General features: G+C 65.8%; 24 protein-coding genes and 2 pseudogenes. 9 read left to right on the top strand and 17 right to left on the bottom strand.

Annotated features, from left to right (window positions below; translation table 11 throughout):
• Positions 1-350, top strand: a 350-nt coding sequence (locus tag JJ683_RS15830) for a hypothetical protein (protein WP_207280286.1), incomplete at its 5' end; no start/stop codon positions are given.
• A gap of 73 nt (positions 351-423) precedes the next feature.
• Here JJ683_RS15830 and JJ683_RS19700 read toward each other — a convergent pair.
• From JJ683_RS19700 to JJ683_RS15765, 14 genes and pseudogenes are all read right to left on the bottom strand, one after another.
• Entirely contained in the window at positions 424-651 is a 228-nt protein-coding gene (locus JJ683_RS19700; protein WP_372435319.1) for a type IIL restriction-modification enzyme MmeI, read from the bottom strand.
• Positions 652-690: 39 nt separating this feature from the next.
• Positions 691-768: pseudogene (locus JJ683_RS19790) on the bottom strand (type IIL restriction-modification enzyme MmeI); the annotation flags it as partial.
• 34 nt (positions 769-802) lie between these two features.
• Positions 803-2,229 (bottom strand): IS3 family transposase gene (locus JJ683_RS15820; RefSeq protein WP_200175536.1). Its coding sequence is split into 2 segments (ribosomal slippage): positions 803-1,878 and positions 1,878-2,229, totalling 1,428 coding nucleotides; the frame shifts between segments, so codons are not numbered across the junction.
• 72 nt (positions 2,230-2,301) lie between these two features.
• Positions 2,302-2,733, bottom strand: a complete 432-nt coding sequence (locus tag JJ683_RS15815; protein ID WP_200175526.1) for a hypothetical protein — start codon at positions 2,731-2,733, stop codon at positions 2,302-2,304.
• Positions 2,730-3,047 (bottom strand): hypothetical protein, encoded by a 318-nt coding sequence (locus tag JJ683_RS15810; protein ID WP_200175524.1) that lies wholly within the window; start codon positions 3,045-3,047, stop codon positions 2,730-2,732. Before JJ683_RS15810 ends, JJ683_RS15815 begins: the two co-directional genes overlap by 4 nt.
• A gap of 351 nt (positions 3,048-3,398) precedes the next feature.
• Positions 3,399-4,784, bottom strand: a complete 1,386-nt coding sequence (locus JJ683_RS15805; RefSeq protein WP_200175522.1) for an MFS transporter — start codon at positions 4,782-4,784, stop codon at positions 3,399-3,401.
• A gap of 86 nt (positions 4,785-4,870) precedes the next feature.
• Positions 4,871-5,089: a ferredoxin gene (locus JJ683_RS15800; protein ID WP_200175520.1), complete on the bottom strand. Its 219-nt coding sequence runs from the start codon at positions 5,087-5,089 to the stop codon at positions 4,871-4,873.
• A 16-nt stretch (positions 5,090-5,105) separates the two neighbouring features.
• A complete protein-coding gene (locus tag JJ683_RS15795) occupies positions 5,106-6,338 on the bottom strand; it encodes a cytochrome P450 (protein ID WP_200175519.1) in 1,233 nt (410 codons plus the stop codon).
• Positions 6,339-6,446: 108 nt separating this feature from the next.
• Positions 6,447-7,676: an acyl-CoA dehydrogenase family protein gene (locus JJ683_RS15790; protein ID WP_200175518.1), complete on the bottom strand. Its 1,230-nt coding sequence runs from the start codon at positions 7,674-7,676 to the stop codon at positions 6,447-6,449.
• Positions 7,663-8,805 (bottom strand): NAD(P)H-dependent flavin oxidoreductase, encoded by a 1,143-nt coding sequence (locus tag JJ683_RS15785; RefSeq protein WP_200175517.1) that lies wholly within the window; start codon positions 8,803-8,805, stop codon positions 7,663-7,665. Before JJ683_RS15785 ends, JJ683_RS15790 begins: the two co-directional genes overlap by 14 nt.
• A gap of 21 nt (positions 8,806-8,826) precedes the next feature.
• Positions 8,827-9,954, bottom strand: coding sequence for a CaiB/BaiF CoA transferase family protein (locus JJ683_RS15780; protein ID WP_307810974.1), 1,128 nt, complete (start codon positions 9,952-9,954; stop codon positions 8,827-8,829).
• Positions 9,955-9,958: 4 nt separating this feature from the next.
• Positions 9,959-11,221 carry an NAD(P)/FAD-dependent oxidoreductase gene (locus JJ683_RS15775; RefSeq protein ID WP_200175515.1) on the bottom strand — a complete coding sequence of 421 codons (1,263 nt, stop codon included), beginning with the start codon at positions 11,219-11,221 and terminating at the stop codon, positions 9,959-9,961.
• Positions 11,218-12,315, bottom strand: coding sequence for a Zn-dependent alcohol dehydrogenase (locus JJ683_RS15770; protein ID WP_200175514.1), 1,098 nt, complete (start codon positions 12,313-12,315; stop codon positions 11,218-11,220). The genes JJ683_RS15775 and JJ683_RS15770 overlap by 4 nt, the downstream gene beginning before the upstream one ends.
• Positions 12,316-12,357: 42 nt before the next feature.
• Positions 12,358-13,878, bottom strand: a complete 1,521-nt coding sequence (locus tag JJ683_RS15765) for an aldehyde dehydrogenase family protein (protein ID WP_200175512.1) — start codon at positions 13,876-13,878, stop codon at positions 12,358-12,360.
• A 278-nt stretch (positions 13,879-14,156) separates the two neighbouring features.
• On the opposite strand from JJ683_RS15765, the gene JJ683_RS15760 reads away from it, so the two are divergent.
• The gene (locus JJ683_RS15760) at positions 14,157-14,759 is read left to right on the top strand and encodes a TetR/AcrR family transcriptional regulator (RefSeq protein ID WP_200175510.1); all 603 of its coding nucleotides are present in this window, start codon (positions 14,157-14,159) and stop codon (positions 14,757-14,759) included.
• Here JJ683_RS15760 and JJ683_RS15755 read toward each other — a convergent pair.
• Complete coding sequence (locus JJ683_RS15755) at positions 14,663-14,938, bottom strand: recombinase family protein (RefSeq protein WP_242474776.1); 276 nt, start codon at positions 14,936-14,938, stop codon at positions 14,663-14,665. The genes JJ683_RS15760 and JJ683_RS15755 overlap by 97 nt on opposite strands.
• A gap of 475 nt (positions 14,939-15,413) precedes the next feature.
• Between JJ683_RS15755 and JJ683_RS15750 the strand changes: the two genes are divergently transcribed.
• Complete coding sequence (locus JJ683_RS15750; RefSeq protein ID WP_200175507.1) at positions 15,414-16,379, top strand: type IV toxin-antitoxin system AbiEi family antitoxin domain-containing protein; 966 nt, start codon at positions 15,414-15,416, stop codon at positions 16,377-16,379.
• 60 nt (positions 16,380-16,439) lie between these two features.
• The gene (locus tag JJ683_RS15745; RefSeq protein ID WP_200175506.1) at positions 16,440-17,351 is read left to right on the top strand and encodes a nucleotidyl transferase AbiEii/AbiGii toxin family protein; all 912 of its coding nucleotides are present in this window, start codon (positions 16,440-16,442) and stop codon (positions 17,349-17,351) included.
• A gap of 162 nt (positions 17,352-17,513) precedes the next feature.
• On the opposite strand, the pseudogene JJ683_RS15735 reads toward JJ683_RS15745, so the two are convergent.
• Both JJ683_RS15735 and JJ683_RS15730 read right to left on the bottom strand, forming a co-directional pair.
• A pseudogene (locus JJ683_RS15735) lies at positions 17,514-18,841 on the bottom strand (IS256 family transposase).
• 685 nt (positions 18,842-19,526) lie between these two features.
• The gene (locus tag JJ683_RS15730; protein ID WP_242474774.1) at positions 19,527-19,886 is read right to left on the bottom strand and encodes a TA system antitoxin ParD family protein; all 360 of its coding nucleotides are present in this window, start codon (positions 19,884-19,886) and stop codon (positions 19,527-19,529) included.
• Positions 19,887-20,213: 327 nt separating this feature from the next.
• On the opposite strand from JJ683_RS15730, the gene JJ683_RS15725 reads away from it, so the two are divergent.
• The 5 genes from JJ683_RS15725 (at position 20,214) to JJ683_RS15705 (ending at position 24,826) form a co-directional block, all read left to right on the top strand.
• Entirely contained in the window at positions 20,214-21,620 is a 1,407-nt protein-coding gene (locus JJ683_RS15725; protein WP_200175530.1) for an MFS transporter, read from the top strand.
• A gap of 140 nt (positions 21,621-21,760) precedes the next feature.
• Complete coding sequence (locus tag JJ683_RS15720) at positions 21,761-22,873, top strand: WD40/YVTN/BNR-like repeat-containing protein (protein ID WP_200175505.1); 1,113 nt, start codon at positions 21,761-21,763, stop codon at positions 22,871-22,873.
• Positions 22,870-23,208 (top strand): MoaD/ThiS family protein, encoded by a 339-nt coding sequence (locus JJ683_RS15715; RefSeq protein ID WP_200175504.1) that lies wholly within the window; start codon positions 22,870-22,872, stop codon positions 23,206-23,208. The genes JJ683_RS15720 and JJ683_RS15715 overlap by 4 nt, the downstream gene beginning before the upstream one ends.
• A 148-nt stretch (positions 23,209-23,356) precedes the next feature.
• A complete protein-coding gene (locus tag JJ683_RS15710) occupies positions 23,357-24,502 on the top strand; it encodes a 3-ketosteroid-9-alpha-monooxygenase, oxygenase component (protein WP_200175503.1) in 1,146 nt (381 codons plus the stop codon).
• Between the two features lie 21 nt (positions 24,503-24,523).
• Positions 24,524-24,826, top strand: coding sequence for a hypothetical protein (locus JJ683_RS15705; RefSeq protein WP_200175502.1), 303 nt, complete (start codon positions 24,524-24,526; stop codon positions 24,824-24,826).
• Positions 24,827-24,969 lie beyond the last annotated feature (143 nt).

Below are 24,969 nucleotides of genomic sequence, written 5' to 3'. Positions count from 1 at the left end.
GCTTCCCCGTCTCGACCACCAGCTGGACCGCGCCCTGCTTGAAGTCCTCGTCGAATTTCCGATACTTCCTCGTCATCGCCGTTCATCTCCTCAAAGGCGATACCTCCACGATACGAGGGGAAACCCAGATCCTCCAAACCGGCGCGCTGTCGACCGTGCACGTGCCCACCGCCCGGCAAGCCGGACCCGACGCACAAGCAACCATGCCCACCGACGACACCGGCCTCACCTCACCGGAAATGATCCGCGCACAAGCACAACTGGCCATCGCACTCGTCCACTCCGCCGCCCACTCCACCCACGCAGCCCTCCAAGCCAGCCACGAGACCCGCACCCCACCGCGACCGTGACCCGAATCTGAACTGCCTGGCATGTCCGGAGGCAGACTCAAACAGCTATCCCCCAGCCAGGAGTCCGCTGCGGCTACGCACTCTCGTTCGTCAGTGCTCGGTAGCTCTGGAACAGCAACTCAAGCCGCTGACGCTCGTTGGCCAGCCTGCGTGATGCACCGAAGGCCCGGTCAACCTCGCGGTCGAGTACGTCGTGGGCTTTCACGAGCGCCGGGTCCATGGTGAGAGGGTTGTAGTGGTCGGCCAGGCTGCGCCCCGGGTGCAGGGCACGCGTATCGATCACACCTTGACCGGACTTGATGACTGCCGCGCGAGTCTCGGCACCGAGGTCGGGGACAGGGAAGGTGTTCCAGGTGAGGGTATTCGCGAAGCGAACATCTGACTTCAGCCTGCCACCGACGGTTTTCTGCCAGGTGATCGGAACGTGTCAAGGGTTGTGGGTCCATGAGTAGTTAAGCAGCAGCGTTTTGCTGCTCGACTGGGGCTTGTTCGGAAGCGGTCTGGGGTCTGTTGATCCAGGCCGCTTCCGGCAATTCCAGCGCTGTTGGCATCGTGGTGGTGCCGAAGCGCTCTGGATGCGCATGCCGGGCCGCATCCAGGGTCGCCGCCCGCTGGGCGGCGATGCCCTCGGCCAGTCCGAAGTGCACGTCTGCCGGGGTGTGCATCCCGATCCCCGAGTGCCGATGTTCGTGGTTGTACCAATCGACGAACTCGTCGAGGAATCCGCGGGCATCATGGATCGAACCGAACCGCTGCGGGAACGTCGGCGCATACTTGAGGGTTTTGAACCAGGCTTCCGAGTAAGGGTTGTCGTTCGAGACCCGGGGCCGCGAGTGCGAACGGGTCACCTGCAGGTCCTCGAGTAGTTCGGCGACCGGCTTGCTGGTCATCGCCGTACCCCGGTCAGCATGCAGCACGTACGGGATGCCGTGGACCGCGAAGATCTCACACATGAGCTCCTCGGCCAGGAGCCCGGACTCGCGGGTCTGCACATGCGCCCCGACGATGTGGCGCGAGGAGATGTCGATCATCACGTACGCATCGAAATACACGCCCCTGACCGGCCCAGGAAGTTTCGTAATGTCCCACGTGTACACCTGCCGCGGTCCGGTCGCGACCAACTCCGGGCAGGCCTTGGCAGGATGCCGTGCCAGACGCCGTCGCTCGCGGACCGCAGAGTGTTCACGCAGCACCCGGTACATCGTCGATACCGAACACAGATACTCGCCCTCGTCGAGCAGTACCGCGAACATCTGCGCCGGGGTGGTATCGATGAACCGGGCCGAGTTCAACGCCTCGAGCACCCTGCCGCGTTCGGCGTCGGTAAGCCGGTTCGCCGGCGTTGCCGGGCGCAGATGCGCTCGTAATGCCGCCCGGTCGGTGACCTTCTTGTCGCGCGCCGCTACCGACCGGGCGATCCCGGTCAGGCCGGTCGCGCCCCTGGTCGTGGTACCCGCCGCGGTCAGCGCATGGTGGGCGGTGATCAACGCTTCCCGCGCTTGTCGTCGGTGTCCGCGCTCTTGGAGATCTGCTCCAAGAGCGCGTGTGCTTTTCCCATGATCCCCAGGGCTGTCTCGGTGGTGTCGAGTTTGCGGTGGGCCTGCTCGAGCTCGCGGCGCAGCTTCGCGATTTCGGCCTGCTCGGCAGTGAGCTTGCGGCGTTTACCCGGATCCGGAATGTCGGTGAGTACTCCGGCGTCGCGCTGGCGGCGCCATTCGGCGACCTGCGAGTTATACAGGCCTTCGGTACGCAGGTATGCGCCGCCATCGCCGGTCTCACACGCGGCCTCGTAGGCGGCCACGTGGGCGAGTTTGTCGGCGGCGGTGAATGAGCGGCGCCGGCGTGGTCCGTCAGATCGGGGCCCGGAAGCAGAAGGCATGCTCCCAGCGTCCTGCATCGCTGCGGCCGTCGTACTGGTCGAAGTCATCGTGGTGTTGATCCTGATCTCGCCCTACGGGTTGCTATGTAGCGGTGGACTCAACTCACCCTGACACGGAGGGGGTCCGGTCGCGACCAACTCCGGGCAAGCCTTGGCAGGATGCCGTGCCAGACGCCGTCGCTCGCGGACCGCAGAGTGTTCACGCAGCACCCGGTACATCGTCGATACCGAACACAGATACTCGCCCTCGTCGAGCAGTACCGCGAACATCTGCGCCGGGGTGGTATCGATGAACCGGGCCGAGTTCAACGCCTCGAGCACCCTGCCGCGTTCGGCGTCGGTAAGCCGGTTCGCCGGCGTTGCCGGGCGCAGATGCGCTCGTAATGCCGCCCGGTCGGTGACCTTCTTGTCGCGCGCCGCTACCGACCGGGCGATCCCGGTCAGGCCGGTCGCGCCCCTGGTCGTGGTACCCGCCGCGGTCAGCGCATGGTGGGCGGTGATCAACGCTTCCCGCGCTTGTCGTCGGTGTCCGCGCTCTTGGAGATCTGCTCCAAGAGCGCGTGTGCTTTTCCCATGATCCCCAGGGCTGTCTCGGTGGTGTCGAGTTTGCGGTGGGCCTGCTCGAGCTCGCGGCGCAGCTTCGCGATTTCGGCCTGCTCGGCAGTGAGCTTGCGGCGTTTACCCGGATCCGGAATGTCGGTGAGTACTCCGGCGTCGCGCTGGCGGCGCCATTCGGCGACCTGCGAGTTATACAGGCCTTCGGTACGCAGGTATGCGCCGCCATCGCCGGTCTCACACGCGGCCTCGTAGGCGGCCACGTGGGCGAGTTTGTCGGCGGCGGTGAATGAGCGGCGCCGGCGTGGTCCGTCAGATCGGGGCCCGGAAGCAGAAGGCATGCTCCCAGCGTCCTGCATCGCTGCGGCCGTCGTACTGGTCGAAGTCATCGTGGTGTTGATCCTGATCTCGCCCTACGGGTTGCTATGTAGCGGTGGACTCAACTCACCCTGACACGGAGGGACCGCACGGCACTGGACCCTACGCCCCGCACCCACCTGCCCACGCCACCATTGAGGACAGCCCCGTTATCCCGCCGTGTGCACTGTCTACGGGGACGCTCAACCCCGCCGATGACGCCTGCCACCCAACCGTCCATTCTGCGGGCCAGCCGGTCAATTCGCATCCGGTGACGTCGCCATGCAGCGAATGCGGTCCTTCTGGGGGTGGATGAGCACAGCGCCAGCGATACTCGAAATGATCAGGATATATGCCATTACCGTGAACCCCTGTGTGAATCCTGTGTTCTGATCGGATCCCGCTTCCACCATCCACCCCATCACGGTAGGAGCGATAATCCCCGCGATGGTCGAAATCCCGACACTGAGCCCCAGGACAGCACCCCGGTGCGACAGCGGCGTTATCTCACTAATGAGAGTCTGTCCCATGGCATAAAGCGCGGATGGAGCGCCGAGGCCGATCATCAGCAGGATGATCCCAAGAGTTGGCGAGCCGCTATGGACTCCGATGAACGTTGCAGCGCCGCCAAGTAGTACAACAACGGACCCCAGCAGCCCCCTGGACACTCTGGTAGGAACACCTTGCGTCGTGAGCCTCTGTGATAGCCAGCCGCATCCGAGCATGAACAGAGCGGCAATCGCCCACGTTACAGCCACCATATTCCCCATCGCTGTGGTCGAGTACCCGAGGGAATCCTGCATATAGACAGGCAGCCACGACACCGCGATGGCCATCCCCCAGTAAGCCGCGAAGGCCAGGAGAGTCGCTCCAATCCATGTGCCGGATCTGATGATCTGGAAGAAGGATGCACCACCGTCCGCAGTCCCGGAGACCGGGTTCGCCGACGTTGCTGTGGTCGACGCTACAGCAGGTTCCGTGGCCTCAATCACCTTGGAGTGCGGGCCCTCCCGGCGGACCGTGAGCCAGAGCAGTGACCAGATCAAACCCAGCGCACCGAGCACCCCGAATCCGGCCCGCCACCCGAACTGGACGATAACCCAGCTAAGCACAGGTGCTGCGATGAGTGGACCGATGCAGGCACCAGTCGCGATGATGCTACTTGGAAGTTGCCGGTTTCGATCGTCGAACCACTTGTGCAGAGCATGGTTTGCCGTTCCGAAAGCCGGACCCTCCGCCGCGCCGAGGGTGATGCGGGTGGCCACGAGGATCGCAGTCGAGGTGGTCCAGAGCATCGGCATCTGCGTCACCGCCCACACGACAGCGAGCCCCAGTAGCAGCCACCGAGTCGGGATCCGATCGCCGAGCAGCCCCACGACGAACGCGGATATGCTGAACAGCAGGTAAAAGCTGCTGGCCACGTAACCGTATCCCGCGGCATCCAGGCCGAACTCCTCGCGTAGAGGCGTCGCCACGAGCCCCAGGATCGCTTTATCGGCGAAATTGATGACCATGAATGTGAACAGCAGGCCCGTGACCCACCAGGCGGTCCTGGTCGACGTCTTGACCTCTGCCGTGCTGGATGCCATGGGCATGCTGCGTGCGCGCACGCTGGTGTCACGTTCTTTTGTGGTTTTTTTCATTCGAACTCCGCGTGAATGGAGGGAAGGTGAATCGCGGGAATGCTTTATGCGTTGATCACGGCGCGAGCAGAAAGTTCATGTCTGTATTACGCTCCCCCGTCGCCACCGACGGCTTCGATCCGGATCGCACGCTTCGGGCACCGGGCTACAGCATCGGTGACCTGCGCCCGGAGGTCGTCTCCGATGGTGTCCTGCTGCACCACCAATTCATCTTCGTCGTCTAGGTCGAATACCGTCGGGGCCGCCGCAACGCAAGCTCCGTAGCTGTCGCAGATGTCAAAATCCACGATGACCTTGTGCTTCATGATCAAATCCTTTCCGTCAGAGTGCAATGCCGAGTCGAGAAATTCCGTTGATGAAATTGGATCGCACCATCTCCGGTGCGGAGGTCGACCTGATCTCCGGGTACCGCTGGAAAAGCTCCTCGAAGAGGATCCTGATCTCGAGCCGGGCCAGATTCGATCCGAGGCAAAAATGCGGCCCGCCTCCTCCGAATGACTGATGCGGGTTCGGGTTCCTCGTGATATCGAACAGATTCGGTACTGGAATGGCGTTGCAGTCGCGGTTGGCCGAGATGTACCACATGGCGACCTTGTCGCCTGCCTTCATCTCCACCCCCTCGAAGGTGAGATCGTGGACGACGGTGCGCCGCATGTGCATCAGCGGCGAGGCCCAGCGGATGATTTCCTCGACGGCGTCCACTCGAACGCGGGAATCGTTCATGAACAGCGCACGCTGCTCGGGGAACTCCTCGAATGCGAGCAGGCCGTGAGTGATCGCCGTCCGTGTCGTCTCGTTGCCGGCAGCAACCAGAAGGGAGAAGAATCCAGCCAGCTCGTCGTCGTTGAGGGGGATGCCGTCTACTTCGGCATCGATCAGACTGCTGATCAGATCGTCGCGCCGATGGTCACGACGCGCTCGCGCGAGTTGCAGTCCGTATTCCTTCATCTGGAGGGACGCGGAGGAACCGTCCGACTGGCTCTCATGACCGCCGGTCGAATCCGTGGCGGACTTGTTGGTGAGCTGGTACATCAGCGTCCGGTCGGATTCGGGGACGCCGATCAGGTCGCAGATGACATTCAGAGGCAATGGCGCTGCGATGTCTGCGACGAAGTCGACGTTCTCCTTGCCGTCGACGGCGTCGAGGATATGTCGTACGCGTGCGGTCACCATTTCCTCGAATCGGCGGATCGCGCGGGGTGTGAACCCCTTGCTTACCAGCTTCCGTAAGCGCGAATGCCGGGGTGGATCGGTCTCGATAGTGCTGTTGGATCCGGGCCTGGTCAGGCCCATCTCGGCATCGTGGGAAACCCGGATGCCCTGCGAGCTGGAGAAGTTCTCCCAGTCCGGATTGATCTTCGCGATGTTCGGGTGGGTGACGACCGACCAGAATCCCTTCCCGGAATCGGGGTGCTCGTGCCACGAGATCGGCTGATGCTCACGGAGCCAGGCGAGGTGCTCGAAACGGTCCGGTCGCGCCCAGAAGTCCAACGACGCCAGGTTCACGCTGGGCCGGGCGGTCGAGGCTGATTCGGCGATGAGCGAATGTGTCATGTGAATCCTTTAGTACAGTACGGTTTCGTACACTTTAAGTATCTGGTTCGTCTGTGTCAACGGTCACAATCGGATAGTTCACTGGTTCAGGACATGGCGTGGCCGGCGTCAGCAATTGGCGGCCGAGAAAACTTCCGTATACGCGGGCGCAAGCACGTGCTCGTGAATCTCGCTGCGCCCGACCACGGCGAGGTGCGTCTCCTCGGGCCCGTCGGCGATGTGTAGTGATTTGGCCTCAGCCCACCATCGGGCCAGCGGGGTGTCCGCCGACAATCCTGCCGCGCCGTGGATCGACAAACAGCGGTCCAACACGAATACCGCCATCCGGGTGGCCGCGATCTTCGCCGCGGACAGGATCGATTGCGCCGCGCGAGCGCCGTCGTCGTCGCACGCCTCAGCGGCAGCGAGGTTCAGGAGTCTGGCCTGCGTCACTGCAAGCCGGCATTCGGCGACCTGGCTGACGACGACCGGATGCGATCCCAGAGCGGCACCCGAGACGTGTCGGCGGCGCGCCCTGTCGATGGCCATGCGGAGTGCACGCTCGGCGAGCCCCACCATCCGGCAGGAGTGGTGCAGCCGCGCTGCCGCCAGCCGCGTCTGGCTCACCTGGAAGCCGTCGCCGCGCTTTCCGAGCAGGTGGTTGAGCGGCACACGCACATCGTCGAGGGCTAGTTCGCCTTGATCGCCGGCGTAGCCGAAGACCGGTAGCCTGCGGACTATCCGCACACCGGGGGCGCCGATGGGCACCGCGACGACCGAATGCTGCCGGTGTCGGGGTGCGCCCGGATCGGTGAGTCCGACGACGAAAAGCCAGTGGCAGCGGGGATCGAGCAGGCCGCTGATATACCATTTCCGCCCCGTGATGACGATCTCGTCGCCGTCGACGACCATGGTGGTGGAGATGTTGTTGGCGTCGCTGCTCGCCACGTCCGGCTCCGTCATTGCAAAGGCCGAGCGCACACTCCCGGTCATCAGCGGTGCCAGGAAGAGTCTGCGCTGCCACTCGTCGGCAACCGCATGCAGCATCGCCATGTTGACCGAGTCCGGAGGGCCTGCGTTGATCGCCCGCGGAGCAAGATCGATGCTCCATCCCGTCATCTCCGCAAGCTCGGACTGCTGCCGCCAGGACAGCCCGGCGCGTGGGTCGGTCAGCACGTTCCACAGGTCGTACTCGCGGGCCCGTTGCTGCAGATCCTCGATCCCCGGGTGTCCGACCGGCGCCGGTGCGGCGGCGGATTCCGCGGGGATAACCTCGTGCGCGATGAACTCCTGCAGCGTCTTGCGGACGTGGCGAAAATGATCGTCCCCGGGATCGACAGCGTGGCTACGCACCCTCATGCCCTCTACCGCTGTGTGCCGACGTGGTCGGCACCAGGCGCTGCGCGGCTACGCGCCGGGCCCTGTAGTCACCGAGAAGCCCATCCATAATCTCCGCTACGGTGGCGCGCCGGTCGAAGTAGGCCACACTCTGGCCGGCCTCCGACTTGAGCAGCGGCTCGACGCCCTGGCGCTGCGCGGCACCTAAGAAGTCGCCCACCAGGATGTCCTGATATGGCATCGGCAGCGGCGTCGGCGCCCCGTCCGCGCTCCACTCTGTAGTCCATGCGGTCTTAATCTGCCGCAGCGTCTTGCCGCTGTCGGCACGTGATCGCACAGTATCGTCGGATCCGGCCGCGATGAGCTTGGCCAGCACCCGTTCGTCTGTGTCGTTTTCCTCGGAGAACAGCCATGCGGTGCCGACCCAGACTCCGACCCCGCCGAGGGCCAGCGCAGCAGCCACGTGCGCACTGGTAGCCACCCCTCCCGCGACCACCACCGGAACATCGCCGGCCTCGGCGACGACCTGCGGCACGAGGGAGAACGTACCGATCTCGCCGGTATGGGCACCCGCGTCATAGCCCTGGGCGACGAGAATGTCTGCGCCCGCCGCAATCGCCTTGCGCGCGTGCTTCGGCGAGCCGACCAGCGAGATGACGGTCTTGCGTGCGGCCTTGGCCTGCGCAACGGCCTCCTGCGGCGAACCGACCCCCATCGCCACGATCGGCACGGCGGAGTCGATGACCGCCTGCAGCTGCTTGGCGCCCATCTCTTGCGAACGCAGGAAGCGTGAGCGCAGCCCGGACTGCCCGTCATCCGCCACCGCGTACTTGGCACGCAAACCCTCGATGAAACGTATGTGCCCCTCCGGGATCTGGGCCTCTATCAGGGATCGGTCTTCAGTCTCAGGCATGTTCTTGGGCAACACCAGGTCCACTCCGAACGGGCGGCCCTGGCAAGTCTCGGCCAGCACGGCCAGGCCCGCCTCGATCTCGTCGGGTGTGTTCCGGGTCGCCCCCCACACGCCGATCCCCCCTGCCAAGGTCACGGCACGCACGACAGGCAGCGAGTGGCTGAAGCCGAAGAGCGGGCGGTCCACTCCCCAGCGGGCGAAGATATTCATGTCGGTCATGTACTTCTCCTGTTTCACGGGTCCAGTCGTTTCAAGGGTCTAGTAGCCGAGTGGTCCAAGGACGTCCGCCGAGTGTTCACCGAGCCGGGGCGCCCCGTTGGCTGCGGACATCGCATCCGATTGGAAGGTGTAGGGCAGACGTGCGAATCGGCCTGGCCCGCCGTTCGTGTCGGAGGCGTTCGGGTCTGTTTGCGGAAACATCTCCAGTGCCCGGACCCGGGGGTCTTCCACGACCTGGTCGAGCGTGCGGACCGCGCCGGCGACCAGGCCGTTGTCGAGCAGCAGCCCGACCGCGTTGTCGGTGGTCATGTGCCCGAAGGCGCTATCGAGGACGTGCAACAGTTCCGGACGGTGCCGCACACGTGCCTGGATCGTGGCAAAGCGAGTGTCATCGGCCAGGTCTTCGCGACCGATCACGCTGCATAGCACGCGCCAATGGTTGCCCTGGTAGGCCGAGAGCACCATGTGGCCGTCCTTGGTGCGGATCAGGTCTGCCGCCGGAGCGACGCTCGCCTGTCCGTTGCCGGTGCGCGACGGGACCCGCCCGGTGCTGAAGTACTGGCACCACTCGACGCACTGCAGGTGCACGGCGACTTCGAGCAACGAGAGTGTGATGTGCGCGCCATTCCCCGAACGCTCTCGCCCGAGCAGCGCCGCCAGGATCGCTTGCGCTGCTAGGTGACCCGTCGTCACGTCGACGACTGCGAACCCGACCCGCATCGGATCGCGGTCCGCCTCGCCGTTCAGCGACATCAATCCGCTTTCAGCCTGGGCCGCGATGTCGAGACCCGCGCGCGGCCTGCCGTCTCCGGGCCGATCGCCGAACCCGGAGATCGTGAGGTATACCAGCCCCGGGTCCGCGGTGCGCAGTTCGTCCGCCCCGAGCCCGAATCGCTCCATCAGTCCTGGTCGCATGTTCTGCACCACCACGTCGGCGCGCCCGATCAATTCGCGGGCGGCTCTGCGGCCGGCATCGGCCTTCAGATCCACTACTACCGAACGCTTCCCGCGGTTCGTGGCATGGAAAATGCTCGCCCCGAACTCACCCGCTGAACGAGCCGCATCACCGGCAGGGGATTCGACCTTGATGACATCGGCGCCCAGGTCGGCAAGCGCCATCGCTGTCAGCGGTCCGGCAATGTACTGGCCGAACTCGACGACGGTCACTCCGTCAAGAGGCTTGGACATCGAACTCACGTTTCTTTCCGGGTTGGTGCGGCACGCCGACCGTCCGATCGCACCAGGCCTGCGCCTCGAGTGCGGACATATCCGAGCCGAGCAGTGCACGGCCTGCGATCATGGCGCGAGGGCGACGGCGGGCGAACACGCCGGCCACCGTGTCGCCACGACGAATCACCGTGACCGTCCGCTCGCCGCGGGTCGCGGTATGTGTGGTCGCAGTGGCCGGGGCCTCGCCGACAAGCTGGACACGGCCGCCGAGCAGATCAGACCAGAAGTACGGCGCTGAGCCCCACGACTCGGCCCCCGCACCGGCGAGATCTGCCGCGACTACGGCTGCCTGATCGATCGCCGCCTGCCAATGTTCGATTCGCCGGATTGTGTCGACGTACGGGTTGGGCCAGGCGGCGGCGTCTCCGAGTGCCCACACGCCGTCGACGCTGCTGCGACCGCTGCCGTCGCACACGATCGCACCGTCGGGCCCATACTCGAGCCCGGCGGCCCAGGCGGTGTTCGGCACGCTGCCGGCGGCGACGACGACGAGCTCGCAGTCGATGCGCCGCCCGTCGGACAGGGTCGCGGTGACTCCACGCGGAGTCGTTTCGATCCCACTCAGGGCTGTGCCGGTACTCAACGGGATTCGTGCGTCCTGATACGGCCGCCAGCACAGTTCGGCCAACGCATCAGGCAGTACGCGAGACAGCGGCCTGGGTCCGGCTTCCACGATCTCGACGACCTCGATATCCCGCTCGAGCATCGAGGAGGCCACTTCCAGCCCGATGAAGCCGGCACCGACGATGAGCAGACGACCACCTGGGTTGTCCGCAAGGCACTGGTGCAGCGCCTGCACATCGGACCAATTGCGCAGGTAATGCACCTGACCGCCGGGCGGCGCCGCCTCGAGTACCCGTGCCTGTGCACCGGTGGCCACAATCAGCCGGTCGAAATGGACCTGGCGGCCACCGGAGAGGTGCACGAGACGGGAGGACGGATCCCAGCCCATCGCAGGCGAGCCGAGCATGAAGTCGACCCGCATCTGCTCCGCCCATTCCGCCGGGCGCAGGGCGTATTCGCCGATGTCCGCAGGATCCTCGCGCAACGCCCTTTTCGACAGCGGCGGCCGGTCGTAGGGGAGATGAATCTCGTCGCTGACGATGGAGATCGCATCGTCGACTCCGTGCTTGCGGACTTCTTCGACCAGAGTCGTGGCCGCCAGGCCGCCGCCGATGATGACTGTGTGCGAGCATGTTCTCATCGCGACTCCTCGTCGAAGACCAACACCGTGCGACCGGCCGAGCCGCTGTCCATGCCCTGGTAAGTCGCCTCGAGCTCCGACAGGGTCACTGTCTTGGCGAGCATCGACTGCAGGTCGAGGTCCCCGGACAGAGCCATGCGCGCATACCGTGGAATATCGATCGGGAACCGATTAGAACCCATCAGCGAGCCTTGGACCCGTCGCCCCATCAGCAGCGGCATTGCCGGCAGGGTGTAGTTGTCATCCTCGGCAGGCATCCCAATCAGAGTGCAGGTGCCGCCCTTGCGTAGCAGCGAAAACGTGCTGGCGGCGACGGTCGGTCCGCCCACCGCATCGAACCCGTGGTCCACGCCGCCGGTGAGTTTCCGGAACTCGGCGAGGTCTTCGGGTCGGGTCGGATCAAACACGTGGGTGGCCCCGAGCTTGAGGGCCTTCGAGAACTTGGCCCGGTCGGTATCGAACGCGGCAATGATGCCCGCCCCCGCGATCCGGCCCGCCTGGATCGCGCTGAGCCCGATGCCACCGCACCCGACGACCGCCATCGTCTCACCGGGGCGTACCTGTGCGGTGTGGAAGACCGCACCCATGCCGGTGACCACTGCGCAACCCAGCAAGGCCGCATATTCGTGCGGAAGCGGGTCCGGCACGGCGGTGACCGCACTCTGATGGACCAGGAAGTACTCGCTGAACGCCCCGATGCCGAATCCCGCGTGCACCGTGTCGCCCGACTGCGACAGTCGCGGCGGTCGCCCCGGCGGACGCGCCAGATCGGCCCGGTCGCATAGGAACAGCCGACCGGACAGGCAGTATTCGCACCAGCCGCAGTGTTCTGACAAACACGCGATGACCCGGTCGCCTGGACGCACGTGTGTGACTTGCGAACCGACATCGACGACCTCGCCGACTGCTTCATGGCCGAGCACCATCGGCAGAGGGCGGCGATTGTGCCCGCGGATGATGTGCAGGTCCGAGTGACACAAACCGACGGCAGAGGTCTTCACTCGCACCTCGGTCTCCGCGGGCGCATCGACCTCGATCGTCTCGAGTGTGAGGGCGCCGGGTGCGGTGCGCAACATAGCGGCTGTCGATTTCATGGGCAGAACTCCGTTTCGAGTCAGGGATGCGTGCGCATGGAACTAGGCGTGACGAGCTGGGCCATGTCGGTCTCCCACACGGTGTCCCGACACGAACACCGACTTGAGTTCGGTGAATTCGGCGATGCCTTCGATGCCAAACTCCCGCCCTACGCCGCTGCTTCCTACCCCGCCGAAGGGCATGCGGGTCTGGGGGATGGGCTGGCCGTAACAATTGACCATGACCGACCCCGCACGCAGTCGGCGCGCAAACGCCGCAGCACGGGTGACGTCGCCAGTCCAGACGGCGGCCTTGAGTGAGTACCGGGTGCTGTTCGCGATCTCGATGGCCTCGTCGTCGTCGGAGAACGGCAACAGCACCACGACGGGACCGAATGTCTCCTCCTGCGCCGCCGTGTCACGGCTGCCGCCGCCCCACAGCACGGCCGGCCGGAAGAAGCACCCCGACTCGGCGTCGCAAAGAGCCGATGGCGCCGGGTAGACGTTCCACCCTGCGTCGGCCGCCTTCTCGACGAACTCATGGACACGGCGGTGCTGCGCCTCGGAAACCAGCGGGCCAAGTTGCACCGCAGGATCAGCCGGATCACCGACAGAGACGCTTCCAACGAGCTTCCGCAGGAATGCCAGGACTCTGTCGAAATGCTTCTGATGCACCAGCACACGTGACCCGGCGGTGCACAGCTGTCCTGCGTTTCCGAAAGCTGCGCTGAAGAGCTGCGCCTCGAAGGACTCGACATCACCGTCGTCGAGCAGGATGTTCGCGCTTTTCCCACCGAGCTCCAGTGTGTAGCGCTTGCGACGGGCCACGCACGATTGAGCGACCAGCGCTCCGACCGATTCGGAGCCCGTGAACGACACCATGTCCACGCCCTCGTGTTCGACGAGCCATCGGCCCACGTCGGGTTGCGCGCCAGTGACCACGTTGAGCAGGCCGGCGGGAAGACCGGCCATCGTGATCGCCTCCGCGGCGGCCACAGTGACCGCGCTCGACAGCGGCGAGGGCTTCACGATCACAGCACATCCTGCGGCGATCGCGCAGGCTGCTTTGGCCGCCATCGCCATCAACGGGATGTTGTACGGGGCGATGGCCGCCACCACCCCAACCGGCTCCCGGACCGTCAGCGCCCATTCCGTGGGGTCTGCATTGGTGACCGCCCGTCCGTCGAGGTGCTGGATCGCTGTCGCTGCGTACCGCCACCCCTCTGCGCACATGGCAGCCTCGCCGCGAGCCTGTGTGATCGGCTTGCCCGTCTCCTCGGAAAGGTGCCGGGCGAGCACTTCCTGATTGTCGGCAATCGCGTCGGCCACAGCGAGCAGGATGCGTGTCTTCACGTGTGCCGGGACCTTCGCCCAGGTTCGCAATGCCATCCGAGCAGACCAGACAGCCCGGTCGATGTCGACCTCGATTGCCTCGACGCACCATGCCAACGTTCGGCCGTCAGCGGGGGAGGTCGACCGGAACCACGCGGCATTGTCGTCTGCACGGGTATCGCCGCCGATGTGGATGCCCCACCGGCGGGTGGACACCTCGTCATGCAGGCGGGGGGCCGTTGTGGGGATCATACGTGCACTCCCGCCTGCGAAGCAGTGTCGATAGGTCCTGTGAGGTGCGACGACCGGAGCAATCGGGGCGCACCGGGCCGACGGTGGGCCCCGGAACGGAAAGTCGCTGTTCGGATGTCGAAGGGCGCTGGGCCCGCGCCGGGCAACTCCGGTGCGACCCGACTGACGGGAGACGAGTGGATCATGCGTGACCTCCTGTACGGTACGGTTTCGTACAGATTATGACCGCGATCGCATGGTGTCAACAGTCACACCATCGGGCAGGGCAGGATCGGTGCATGGCACGCTTGGATTCACCGGATACGGACGAACGCATATTGAGGGCCACCCTCGAGCTGATCAGGGAGGGGGGCGCCAGGGCCGCGACCACCGACGCTGTCGCCCGCCGTGCGGGAACGAGCAAAGCGACGATCTACCGCCGGTGGCGGTCCCGTTCTGAGCTGCTCGCCGCCGCGTCGGGAAGTGTGGTCAAACTGATCGAAGTCCCCGACCTGGGGAGTTTGATCAAGGAGGCCCGCTACTTGCTGGAGGCGAGGCTAGAACAGTTCCAGGACGAGTTTTCCGGGTCAACCATCGCTGCGCTCGTGGGCAGCGCCGATGAGGATCAGCTCACCAGCAACGTGCTAGCCGGCTGGACCTCTTCCCAGAAGACGTCTGTGCAGGAGCTGGTGCAGCGATCAATCGACCGGCACGAACTCGACGACTCGTGGAGCGCCCACGACCTGGCCACCGTCGTGGGTGGGGCGATGCTCACTCGCCTCGTCATCGAACGGCAGATACCGGATCAGAATCTCGTCGACACGATCCTGGAAATCCTCAGGGCCTGCATCGGCGCATCGGAGAAGGAGCTCTTCGGAATCGAGAGGGCCAGGCCGGTGTAGGCGCCGCGGGCCTTCGCCGCCTCGATGCCCTCGCGTTGGCGTTCGCGGATCATCGAGCGTTCCAACTGCGCGGCCGCGCCGAGCAGGTGCAGCTGGAACGTCGCGAACGGATCAGCATCACCGAGCGCGAAGGTGAAGTGTTCGGCGACGAACTCGACCCGCACCCCCTTCTCGGTCAGCTCGCTGACACACGATCTGCGCCAGGTCGATCACCGAGCGGGCCAGCCGGTCCATCGACGCCACCCGCACCGCATCCCCGGCACGTACGTGTCACAGCATTGCCGCCAGCTCGGGCCGCTCGCCGCGGGACTTGCAGCTGACGTGACCGATGACGTCTTATCGACCGCCCCGACCGCGGCATGCTGGCGGGCCGGATTCTGCTCGATGCTCGAGACCCGCACGTACGCCACAGCCTGTCCCGCCATGTTCGAACCCTAGAAACAGAAGTGTGCGTCTAAGAGGTTCCGCCAGTAGGTGACTCCCGCGTGAGACCTGGACCACTCGCCGCTGGAACAAGCGACCGACCCGACGACCATGACCTACCGGCGGAATCTCTAAAACGGCGCTCATCGACATCCGAGATTGCTTACGCCGAACCATGCGATGTTATTTTTGTTACTTCAATAGTTACATCAAGGATGTTAGTATTGCAGTGTGATCGCGAGTTTTTCAGCATTGGACCTGGCGGATCTCGCCGCCGGGCAGTGGGGTCTGTTCACCACCGCCCAGGCCCGATCCGTCGGCGTCTCGCCTCAGCAGCTCGCCCGGCTAGCGAACCGCGGCATCGTCGATCGGATCCGTCACGGGACCTACCGCATCAGCGGTGCACCGATGGAACGCCAGGAACAGATTCGGGGGGCGTGGTTGATGATCGAGTCCGCGGTCATCGCCGATGACCGCCTCAACCAGAAACAACCTGCGGTGGTCTCCCACAGGTCTGCGGCTCAGCTTCATGATCTCGGTGATGTTGATGCCGATATCATGGAGTTCATCGTTGCCCGCAGGAAACAGTCCCGACTCACTGATGTCCGGTACCGCGTTGCCACACTGCCACCAGAACGGTGGACGCTGATCGACGGGCTTCCGGTCACCACAGCGCTCGCGACGATCGAAGACCTGGCCGCCGACCACCTCGACGGCGGGCACTTGGCTGGCATCGTCCGCGACGCGGTCACCACCGGCCGCATCCCCCCCGACGAGGCTACCGCGGTTCTTCGCCCCTACGCGCACAGCTACGGCGCTCCATTGGGCGATGGCTCTGCCCTGCTGGATCGTTTCCTCGATGAGGTCGGCATCCCGGAGTCCACGAGGCAGCTAAGCCGAAGACTGCCGGTGAACCGCAACGCCGCGCTCGCCGCAGCACACGACGCCGTAGCCGAGGCAGCGCGCCAGTCCCCCAGCCTTTCCGCAGGCAGCCCACTTCGGCGAGCCCTCGCCGAAGTGGCAAAGCTTCAATCCCAGGAATCCTTTCAGCAAGCTCTCGAGCAAGCTCAGATCTTGAGCTCCAACACCCCAGTCCCGGATGCACTGCAGCACCTGCGCAGCACAGATGAGTCCGGCGCACTCCGACAGGCCCTCGCGGATTTCAATGCAGCACGCGACCTCCCACCCGACAGCTGATCTATCACCGCCACTCCCTGCCCGTCGCACCCCGGGTCGCATCGCATGAAAGAGGAAGCCATGACGTCCGCCGCACAGCCGCCTGCTCGAAACGCAGCAGCGTTTAGCCGGTCACTCAAGGACCACATTCGTAACGAGGCGAAGCGGCGGGGCGGCGATACCGGGCAGCTCCGTCGAGCGTTCTTCCTCCAACGGTTCCTCACCCGCATATTCTCCGAGACGGGTGACCGGTGGCTACTCAAAGGCGGTGCTGCTCTGCTGGTTCGCCTCCCCGACGCCCGCTACAGTCGAGACATCGACCTACTCCACACCACCGCGGCGATCGAGGAGGCCTTGGCCGAGCTGGCCGCGATCGCTAGGGCGCCCAGCGACCTCGACCCGTTTCAATTCATCATGGCCACCCCGAAGCTGATGACCAGCGACGTCGCCGGCGCTAGAGTAAAGGTCGACGTCTACTACGGTACGACGCATCTTGAGCAGTTCCCCATCGACCTGTCCACCGAACTCGTCCCAATCGGCGAGGTGGACTACCAATCCCCGACGCCGGTGGCTGCGATCGACGGGCTCGCCCCAATGCCGACCTTCGCCTTATATCCGCTCGCACAACAGATCTCCGACAAGGTATGCGCGATGTACGAGCGGCACAATGGCCAGCCCTCGACCCGCTACCACGACCTTGTCGACCTCATCCTGATCGTGACAACTTGGTCGATCGACGCCACCACCACCCGCGCCGCACTCCACCACGAGTCCGCACGGAGAGGACTCACGCTCCCCTCAGTTGTCGCATCTCCGGCGCCCTCGTGGACTGCGGGCTACGCCAGAATCGCCAAAGACGTCGCTGCAGTACCTGAGAACGCCCTTGACATCACCAGCGCTCTACACATCCTCAGCACATGCCTTAATCCACTTTTCCAAGACTCTGAACAGGAAGGTTCCTGGAACCCGAAGACTCAACATTGGTCCAGCTGAGAGTGAAACTCCCGGCGTTTCCAGATCCTCGCCGGACCCGGACCCGGACCCGGCGATGCGATGCGATGCGACATGATGCATGATCAGATACTCGGACTGAAGGTCAAGTCTTTTTGAGTGGTGTATGACGGCTTTGTCGGTTTCTTCCTGGTCGGGTGGGTGTCAGGCGGCGATCGCCGCGCGGTCGGTATCGTCGGTGAGTGCCTCGTCGGCGGCGCGTGCCGCTTCTTCGGCGGCGGCCCGTGCGGCGGCTTCGGCGAGCATCACGTCGGTCGCCGCGAGGGATTCCAGGCTCATGTAGCGGCGGGCTTCGGACCACTCGTCGTGCTGCTCTGCGAGCACCGCGCCGACCAGGCGAATCACCGCTGGACGGTTCGGGAAGATCCCGACAACGTCTGTGCGCCTGCGGATTTCCTTGTTGAGCCGCTAGTTGGGGTTGTTCGACCAGACCTTGCGCCAGAGCTCCTTCGGGAACTTCGTGAACGCGAGCACCTCCTCGCGGGCGGCCTCGAGATGGGCGAACACCGCGGGCAGGCGATGCTCGACGGTGTCGAGGACCTTCTGGTACTGCTCGTGCACGTCCTCGGCGTTCGGCTGGGTGTACACGCTGTGCACCAGGGTCTTCACGCCGAGCCACTCCGACTTCGGACACACGCTCATCAGATTCGCCGCGTAGTGGGTGCGGCACCTCTGCCAGGAGGCGCCACCGAACACGGCGCCGGCCGCCTCGACCAGGCCCGCGTGCGCGTCCGAGGTGATCAACTCGACCCCCGACAGGCCGCGGGCCGCGAGGTCCCGGAAGAACGTCAACCAGCCCTCCTTGGTCTCTGCGGAGCCGACCGCGGCGCCGAGGATCTCCCGGTAGCCCTGGTTGTTGATGCCGGTGGCGACCATGCACGCGATCTTGACGACGCGGCCGTGTTCGCGGACCTTGAGCACCAGGGCGTCGGCGGCGACGAACCGGTACGGCCCCTCGTCGAGGGGCCGGGTGCGGAACGCCTCGACCTGGGTGTCGAGGTCCTTCGCCATCTCGGAGACCTGCGACTTCGACAGGCCCGTGATGCCGAGGGTCTGCACGAGTCTGGGGGTACCGCCCGCTGCGATCATCGCGAAGCGCGCAGCGGGGGAGCCATGCGCCGGGTCGACACGCCGAGCAGGTAGCAGTGCGCGACCACGGTGGTCAGGGCCGCTTCGGCGCGGCGCCGGCGTTGCAGGAGCCATTCGGGGAAGTAGCTGCCCTCGCGCAGCTTCGGGACTGCCACGTCGACGGTGCCGGCCCGGGTGTCGAGGTCGCGGTGCCGGTAGCCGTTGCGCCTGTTGGTGCGCTCGTCGCTGCGGGCGCCGTAGCCGGCGCCGCACACGTTGTCCGCGTCTGCCGAGAGCAGCATGTTGATGAAGCCGGCCAGCATGGTGCGCAGGTAGTCCGGCGACGCCTGCGAGAGCAGGTCCGACAGGAACTCGTGCGGGTCGATATCGTGGGGTGCGGTCATCGCGGGTGTGCCCTTTCGAGTGGGATGTGGAAGTTTCCTCGAAAGCCTCCCGCGGTGACCGCTTCTACGCCGGGACCATCACGGTCGGCGTGTCCACGCTCTCGCGGGGCTCGTACACCACCCTGCCGGACTCAACTCATTCCGACCGATACAACCGGCGCCCCTCGTTACTTCGTCGTCCCGCGCGACCACGTCGCCGCATCAGCCTGGATCTGCCACGAGAACTGGCGCACCGATCCAGCCGCGAAACCCGGCACCCGGAACGCAAGTGTGGATCGTGCGCGCGTCGGTCTGCCGATCTACCTCGGCTATGAGGACCGCTGGGACCTGCTGGACGGCGACCAGTCCGCGGCCCCCGTTCTTCTTCCCTCGCACTACCGCGTCCTGGCGAAAGGCTCTCGGGTGGGCCTGCCGCCGGGGCATCCCTGGCGCGAAGCGCTGCCAGATTGGCCCTGACCGGAGAGCGTGGCAGAAGGCCCGGCCGTCGTCCACGGCCGTATAATGGCGCCTAGTACCGCCTGGAGATTCCCGGCGGCGGGAACGCCGGTTCGTCCGGTCAGAGCCGATGACGTGCCTTGCGTGCAGCTCCCGTTACCAGGACGGTAGGTCGTCGGCTGCAGGACACGCTCGACGAAGATGGTCCTGCCTGAGCCATTGGGGCCTGCCAACAGAGGAAGGACCGGGGTCACTCGCCCGCCGCGGGGTCGTGCGTGCCGACTGCGCCGACGCTGTCTGCTTCTGACCGGGATTCACCGGCCGCGGTGAACTCGTCGGACAGGTTCAGCGAGGCGATGCTGTCGTCGATCCGGTCGTGCCACAGGCCACGCACGACCTTCTGGCTGCCGGCGTCCAGATCCTCGTAGGACTTCTCTCCGGCGAGGACCTGCTCGATCGCGCCGGTGCTGAGCGCAGCGGAGGACTCGAGTGCGCGGCCGAGACGTGCCCAGTGGATGATCTGCTGGGCGGCGCTGCGGCTGCGGATCCGCCCAGCGTCCTTGGCGGCGGCGAACAGCACCTCGTCGATACGGGTCGGCATCGTCGTCATACCGTAAGCGTAGAGAACTGCTACACCCACGGCGAACGTGCGCCCGGAGGCGCCTTCCGTCGAGTGAACGTCACGTGACGCCACGGCGCCGCCGTGCAGCCCGCACCGCCGCTGCGGGCGGAAATCGTGCTCACCGGCAGGGTTGCGGGGGTGTGTGCGGTAATCGGCTATTGTCGGCGGCCGCCCAGCGGTCCCGCAGGAGGCGTGTGGTTCCCGGAGTAGGCTGAAGGAATGGCCGACAGGGACGAGAAGTCCCGCGACGCGCCGCCCCGCAGACGCCGCCGCAGGTGGCGGCTATCCCAGATCACGGTCAGCGCTCCGCGCAATATGCGCCGATCCATCACCGGCACGGCAGTCGGCAACTTCATGGAATGGTACGACTTCGGCGTCTACGCGTACCTCGCGACTGTCATCGCCACCGTATTCTTTCCCGGCAATGACTCCGGCGCGGCGAACGTCGTCGGCACCTTCGGAATTCTGGCGGCATCGTTCGTGGTGCGCCCGCTGGGCGGGGCCGTCTTAGGACCGCTCGGCGATCGGATCGGCCGCAAACGCGTGCTCACACTGACGATCACGATCATGGCCATCGCCACGACCACGACCGGACTGCTGCCCGGCTACTCCGACCATGGGTTCTGGGGCGGTGTCGGTGTCTGGGCGGTGATCCTGCTGCTGATCACCCGTCTGCTGCAGGGGTTCTCCACGGGTGGCGAATACGTCGGCGCGATGACCTACGTGGACGAGCACGCGCCTGACCGCAAGCGCGGCATGATGGGCGGGTTCCTTCCTACGGGCACGCTGACCGGCTATGTCGTCGGTGCCGTGCTGGTCACCGGATTGACGGCGGGACTCTCCGACAGCGCCATGCAGTCCTGGGGTTGGCGGATCCCGTTCCTGATCGGCGCACCGATGGGGCTCATCGCGCTCTACATGCGGCTGCGCTTGGAAGAGACGCCCGCCTACGAGAATCTCAAGGCCGATGAGCGGGTCAGCGAGCAGGGTGCAGCGCACCAGCTGCGCAGAACGATCATCGACCAATGGCCGCAGGTTCTGGTGTGTATCGGCCTTGTACTGACGTTCAACGTCACCAATTACATGCTCAGCGGCTACCTGCCCACCTACCTCAGCGACATCGTCGACGTACCGCAGACGGACGCGTTGGTCATCGTCACCGTCGTGCTGTTGCTCCTCGCACTGGTCGTGGTGTTCGTCGCCCGCTTGTCCGACAGATTCGGGCGGAAGCCGATCATGTGGACGGGCTGCGGCCTGCTCATCGTCGTGTCGGTGCCGGCGGTGGCGCTGATGGGCGCGGACGCCGGCTACTTCGTCGTGTTCCTCGGTGTCCTGCTGGTCGGGTTGATGTTGCTCTGCCTCAACAGCACCGAGCCGTCCGTCCTGCCCGCGCTGTTCCCGACGAGCGTGCGCTACGGGGCGCTCGCGATCGCCTACAACATCTCCGTATCAGCTTTCGGCGGAACGACTCCGCTGATCGCATCCGGACTCATCTCGCTGACGGGGAACACACTCATACCCGCCTACATCCTCATAGCAGCGGGAATCGTGGGAGCCGTGTCGGTGTACTTCACCCCGGAGTCCTCGAACCGGCGCCTCCCGGGCGCGACTCCCACCGTCGCCACCGAGAAGGAGGCCCGCTACGTGGCCAAGGTCGGCACCATCGAAGACCCGGACGCCCCGGGGACCGGTGTCACGGAGACCGAGCCCCCCGACGAGTGATCCCGACGGGCCATTGTCGCGGGCCCTCCAGGCACCACTGTGGCACTCCGGAGCTGCCGATTCGCTCTGTTCACTCACGGGTGTACAGCGGTAAGATCTGCACCATCCTCGACGGCGGTCCCGATGGGGCGGAGGCCTTCATGAGCAGCGTCCGAGTATTAGTGGGCACGCGCAAGGGCGCGTTCATCCTGTCCGCTGACGGCGCGCGGCGCAACTGGCGGGTCGACGGTCCGCTGTTCGCCGGGTGGGAGATCTACCATGTGGCCGGATCGCCTGCGGATCCGGAGCGGATCTGGGCCTCCCAGTCCACGGGCTGGTTCGGACAGCAGGTCCAGCGCTCCGACGACGGCGGAGTCACCTGGTCACCGGTGGGCAATGAGTTCGCCTACGCCGGTACCGTCGGTGACCACCAATGGTATGACGGGACGCTGCGGCCGTGGGAGTTCACCCGCGTGTGGCACTTCGAGCCGTCGCCTTCGGACCCCGACTTCGTGTGGGCCGGTGTGGAGGATGCGGCCCTGTTCAGCTCGGCCGACGGCGGCGCAACCTGGCGTGAATCCCCCTCCCTTCGCGCATGCAGAGGCTCGGATTGGATGCCGGGCGCCGGCGGACTGGGGCTCCACACGATCGTCCTCGACCCGGCGGATCCCAAGCGCATGTTCGTAGCGATCTCCGCGGCGGGCGTGTTCCGCACCGACGACGCGGGCGCGACCTGGGCCCCCGCCAACCGGGGGCTGCACTCCGGGCACCTCCCCGATCCGGACGCCGAGATCGGGCACTGCGTGCACCGGATCAGCATGCACCCGTCCCGCCCGTCCACACTGTTCATGCAGAAGCACTGGGACGTCATGCGCACCGACGACGCCGGCGAGAACTGGTACGAGATCAGCGGCGACCTTCCCACGGACTTCGGCTTCCCCGTACAGGTGCACGCGCACGAACCGGAGACCGTGTACGTCGTACCCATCACCAGCGACGAGTTCCACGTGCCGCCCGACGGCCGGCTGCGCGTGTACCGCTCACGCACCGGCGGCACCGAGTGGGAACCGCTCACCGCCGGTCTGCCGCAGCGGAACTGCTACGTCAACGTGCTGCGCGACGCGATGTCGGTGGATACCTTCGACTCGTGCGGCGTCTACTTCGGCACCACCGGCGGCCAGGTGTACGCCTCCCGCGATTCCGGTGACACCTGGGAGGCGGTGGTCCGCGACCTGCCCGCGGTGCTGTCCGTGGAGGCGCAGACGCTGCCGTGAACCCGCCGACAGTCAGCGCACGCCCCGTCCGCGACGCCCGGGTGCGGGTGGTGCTGCCCGGGCACCTGTGCGTGCTGGCCGACGTGGACGGCGAGCTGACGTTGCCGGCGGCGGAGCCGGTGACCATCGGGTCGGTCCTGGACGCGGTCGAGGAGGCGTATCCGGTGCTGCGCGGCGCGATCCGCGACCACGGCGAAGGCACGCGCCGCCCCTACGTGCGCTATTTCGCCTGCGAACAGGACTTCTCCTTCGACGCGGCCGATACCCGTCTTCCGGACGCAGTCGCAGGCGGAGCGGAGCCGTTCCTCATCGTCGCCGCGATCGCCGGCGGGTGAGGCAGGATGCCGGCCGGTTCCCCGCACCTCCTGCCCCGTCCGGTCCCGGCCAGAGGGAGCGCGTCGCAAGTCCCGTGCCGTCGACGCGAACGGCGCCTACTGTGGTGTGCAACATAGCGCGATCACGACGGCGGGAAGGACACGTGCAATGACGCCCTCAACGGACGGTGCGGCAAGTGCTCGCATGATCGACAAGGGGGCGCCACCCGAGCGGTTCGCCCGCGGCTGGCACTGCCTGGGGCTGGCCAAGGACTTCCGCGACGGCGCGCCGCATGCGGTGGAGGCGTTCGGCGGCAAGCTCGTCGTGTGGCAGGACACCCAGGGCGAGCTCAACGTGCTCGACTCGTACTGCCGGCACATGGGCGGCGACCTGTCGCAGGGCACGATCAAGGGCGACGAGATCGCATGTCCGTTCCACGACTGGCGCTGGGGCGGCGACGGCAAGTGCAAAGACATCCCCTACGCCAAGCGCGTGCCCATGCGGGCACGCACCCAGGCCTGGCCCACCATGGAGCAGGACGACCTGCTGTTCGTGTGGAACGACCCCGAGGGCGGCAAGCCGGAGGACTACATCCCGCTGATCCGCACCGGCGACGACGAGTGGACCGAGTGGCAGTGGAAGACGATCACCATCGACACCAACTGCCGCGAAATCGTCGATAACGTCGTCGACTTCGCCCACTTCTTCTACATCCACTTCTCGCTGCCCACCTACTTCAAGAACGTCTTCGAGGGCGTCACCGCCACGCAATACATGAACGGCGAGGGCCGCGAGGACATGCTCCCGCCGGGCGTCGACCGCGCCAAGGTGTCCCAAGGCAATTCGTCCGTCGCGTCCTATTACGGCCCCTCGTTCATGATCGACGAGCTCTGCTACCACTACACCGGCTACGACGTCGAGACCAAGCTCATCAACTGCCACTACCCCGTCACGCCGGAGAAGTTCGTTCTGCAGTACGGGGCGACCGTCCGGAAAACACCCGATATCCCCGAGGGCCAGGCGGAGGCGATCACCGCGTCGAACGTCGGATTCATCACTCGCGGCTTCGAGCAGGACGTGGCCATCTGGCGCAGCAAGGCCCGCATCAACAACCCGCTGCTGTGCGAGGAGGACGGGCCCATCTACCAGCTGCGCCGCTGGTACGAGCAGTTCTACGTGGACCGGTCCGACATTGGCGAAGACATGACCGACCGCTTCGAGTTCGAGATGGACCCGACCAAAGCCAACGAGGCCTGGCGGACCCAGATCGCCGAGAACCTCGCCCGGCGCGAGGCCGAATCCGCAGCACACTGAGCGCTGGACGAAGGAGCACGCGTGACGTCGATGCAGCCGGTCACCTGCGGCGAGTGCGGCGCGCAGGTGGGCGTGCACAAGCGCAACAGCCAGCACACCGCCGTCCAGTGGCATGGCGACGCCGTCGAACGGTGCAAGTGGTTCCAGGTGGCCCGCGCGGCCGGCGAACGCTCCGCGGCGGGCACCCTCAGCTGCTACGCGTTGTGCGCCGGCATCGAGAAGGCCGTGCGCGACGGGAGCATCCACGTGCACCATGACGATGCGCACGGCTTCTCCGGCATCGGCTCTCTGGAGGAAGCCGTGGGCGCCGACGCCCCACCGTGACGCGCGGCCGCTACCGGAACACCACCTCGTTGCCGCGCAGCGACGGCGCCCCGAGCACCGTCGTCCACCCCGGAATCGACGCCGCATCCGCACCCGAGGCCGCCGCATACACCTGCGCCAGCGCCTCCTGCTCGGACTGCGAG

Source organism: Tomitella cavernea (genome assembly GCF_016599145.1).
Lineage (GTDB): Bacteria > Actinomycetota > Actinomycetes > Mycobacteriales > Mycobacteriaceae > Tomitella > Tomitella cavernae.
Note: the sequence above shows the minus strand (reverse complement) of the source record. Positions and strands in the feature narration are given on the sequence as shown.

Coding starts and splice junctions, on each gene's coding strand:
- JJ683_RS15805 (WP_200175522.1), bottom strand. CDS start 4,784: ATGAAAAAAACCACAAAAGAACGTGACACCAGCGTGCGCGCACGCAGC.
- JJ683_RS15800 (WP_200175520.1), bottom strand. CDS start 5,089: ATGAAGCACAAGGTCATCGTGGATTTTGACATCTGCGACAGCTACGGA.
- JJ683_RS15795 (WP_200175519.1), bottom strand. CDS start 6,338: ATGACACATTCGCTCATCGCCGAATCAGCCTCGACCGCCCGGCCCAGC.
- JJ683_RS15790 (WP_200175518.1), bottom strand. CDS start 7,676: ATGAGGGTGCGTAGCCACGCTGTCGATCCCGGGGACGATCATTTTCGC.
- JJ683_RS15775 (WP_200175515.1), bottom strand. CDS start 11,221: ATGAGAACATGCTCGCACACAGTCATCATCGGCGGCGGCCTGGCGGCC.
- JJ683_RS15770 (WP_200175514.1), bottom strand. CDS start 12,315: ATGAAATCGACAGCCGCTATGTTGCGCACCGCACCCGGCGCCCTCACA.
- JJ683_RS15765 (WP_200175512.1), bottom strand. CDS start 13,878: ATGATCCCCACAACGGCCCCCCGCCTGCATGACGAGGTGTCCACCCGC.
- JJ683_RS15760 (WP_200175510.1), top strand. CDS start 14,157: ATGGCACGCTTGGATTCACCGGATACGGACGAACGCATATTGAGGGCC.
- JJ683_RS15745 (WP_200175506.1), top strand. CDS start 16,440: ATGACGTCCGCCGCACAGCCGCCTGCTCGAAACGCAGCAGCGTTTAGC.
- JJ683_RS15730 (WP_242474774.1), bottom strand. CDS start 19,886: ATGACGACGATGCCGACCCGTATCGACGAGGTGCTGTTCGCCGCCGCC.
- JJ683_RS15725 (WP_200175530.1), top strand. CDS start 20,214: ATGCGCCGATCCATCACCGGCACGGCAGTCGGCAACTTCATGGAATGG.
- JJ683_RS15720 (WP_200175505.1), top strand. CDS start 21,761: ATGAGCAGCGTCCGAGTATTAGTGGGCACGCGCAAGGGCGCGTTCATC.
- JJ683_RS15710 (WP_200175503.1), top strand. CDS start 23,357: ATGACGCCCTCAACGGACGGTGCGGCAAGTGCTCGCATGATCGACAAG.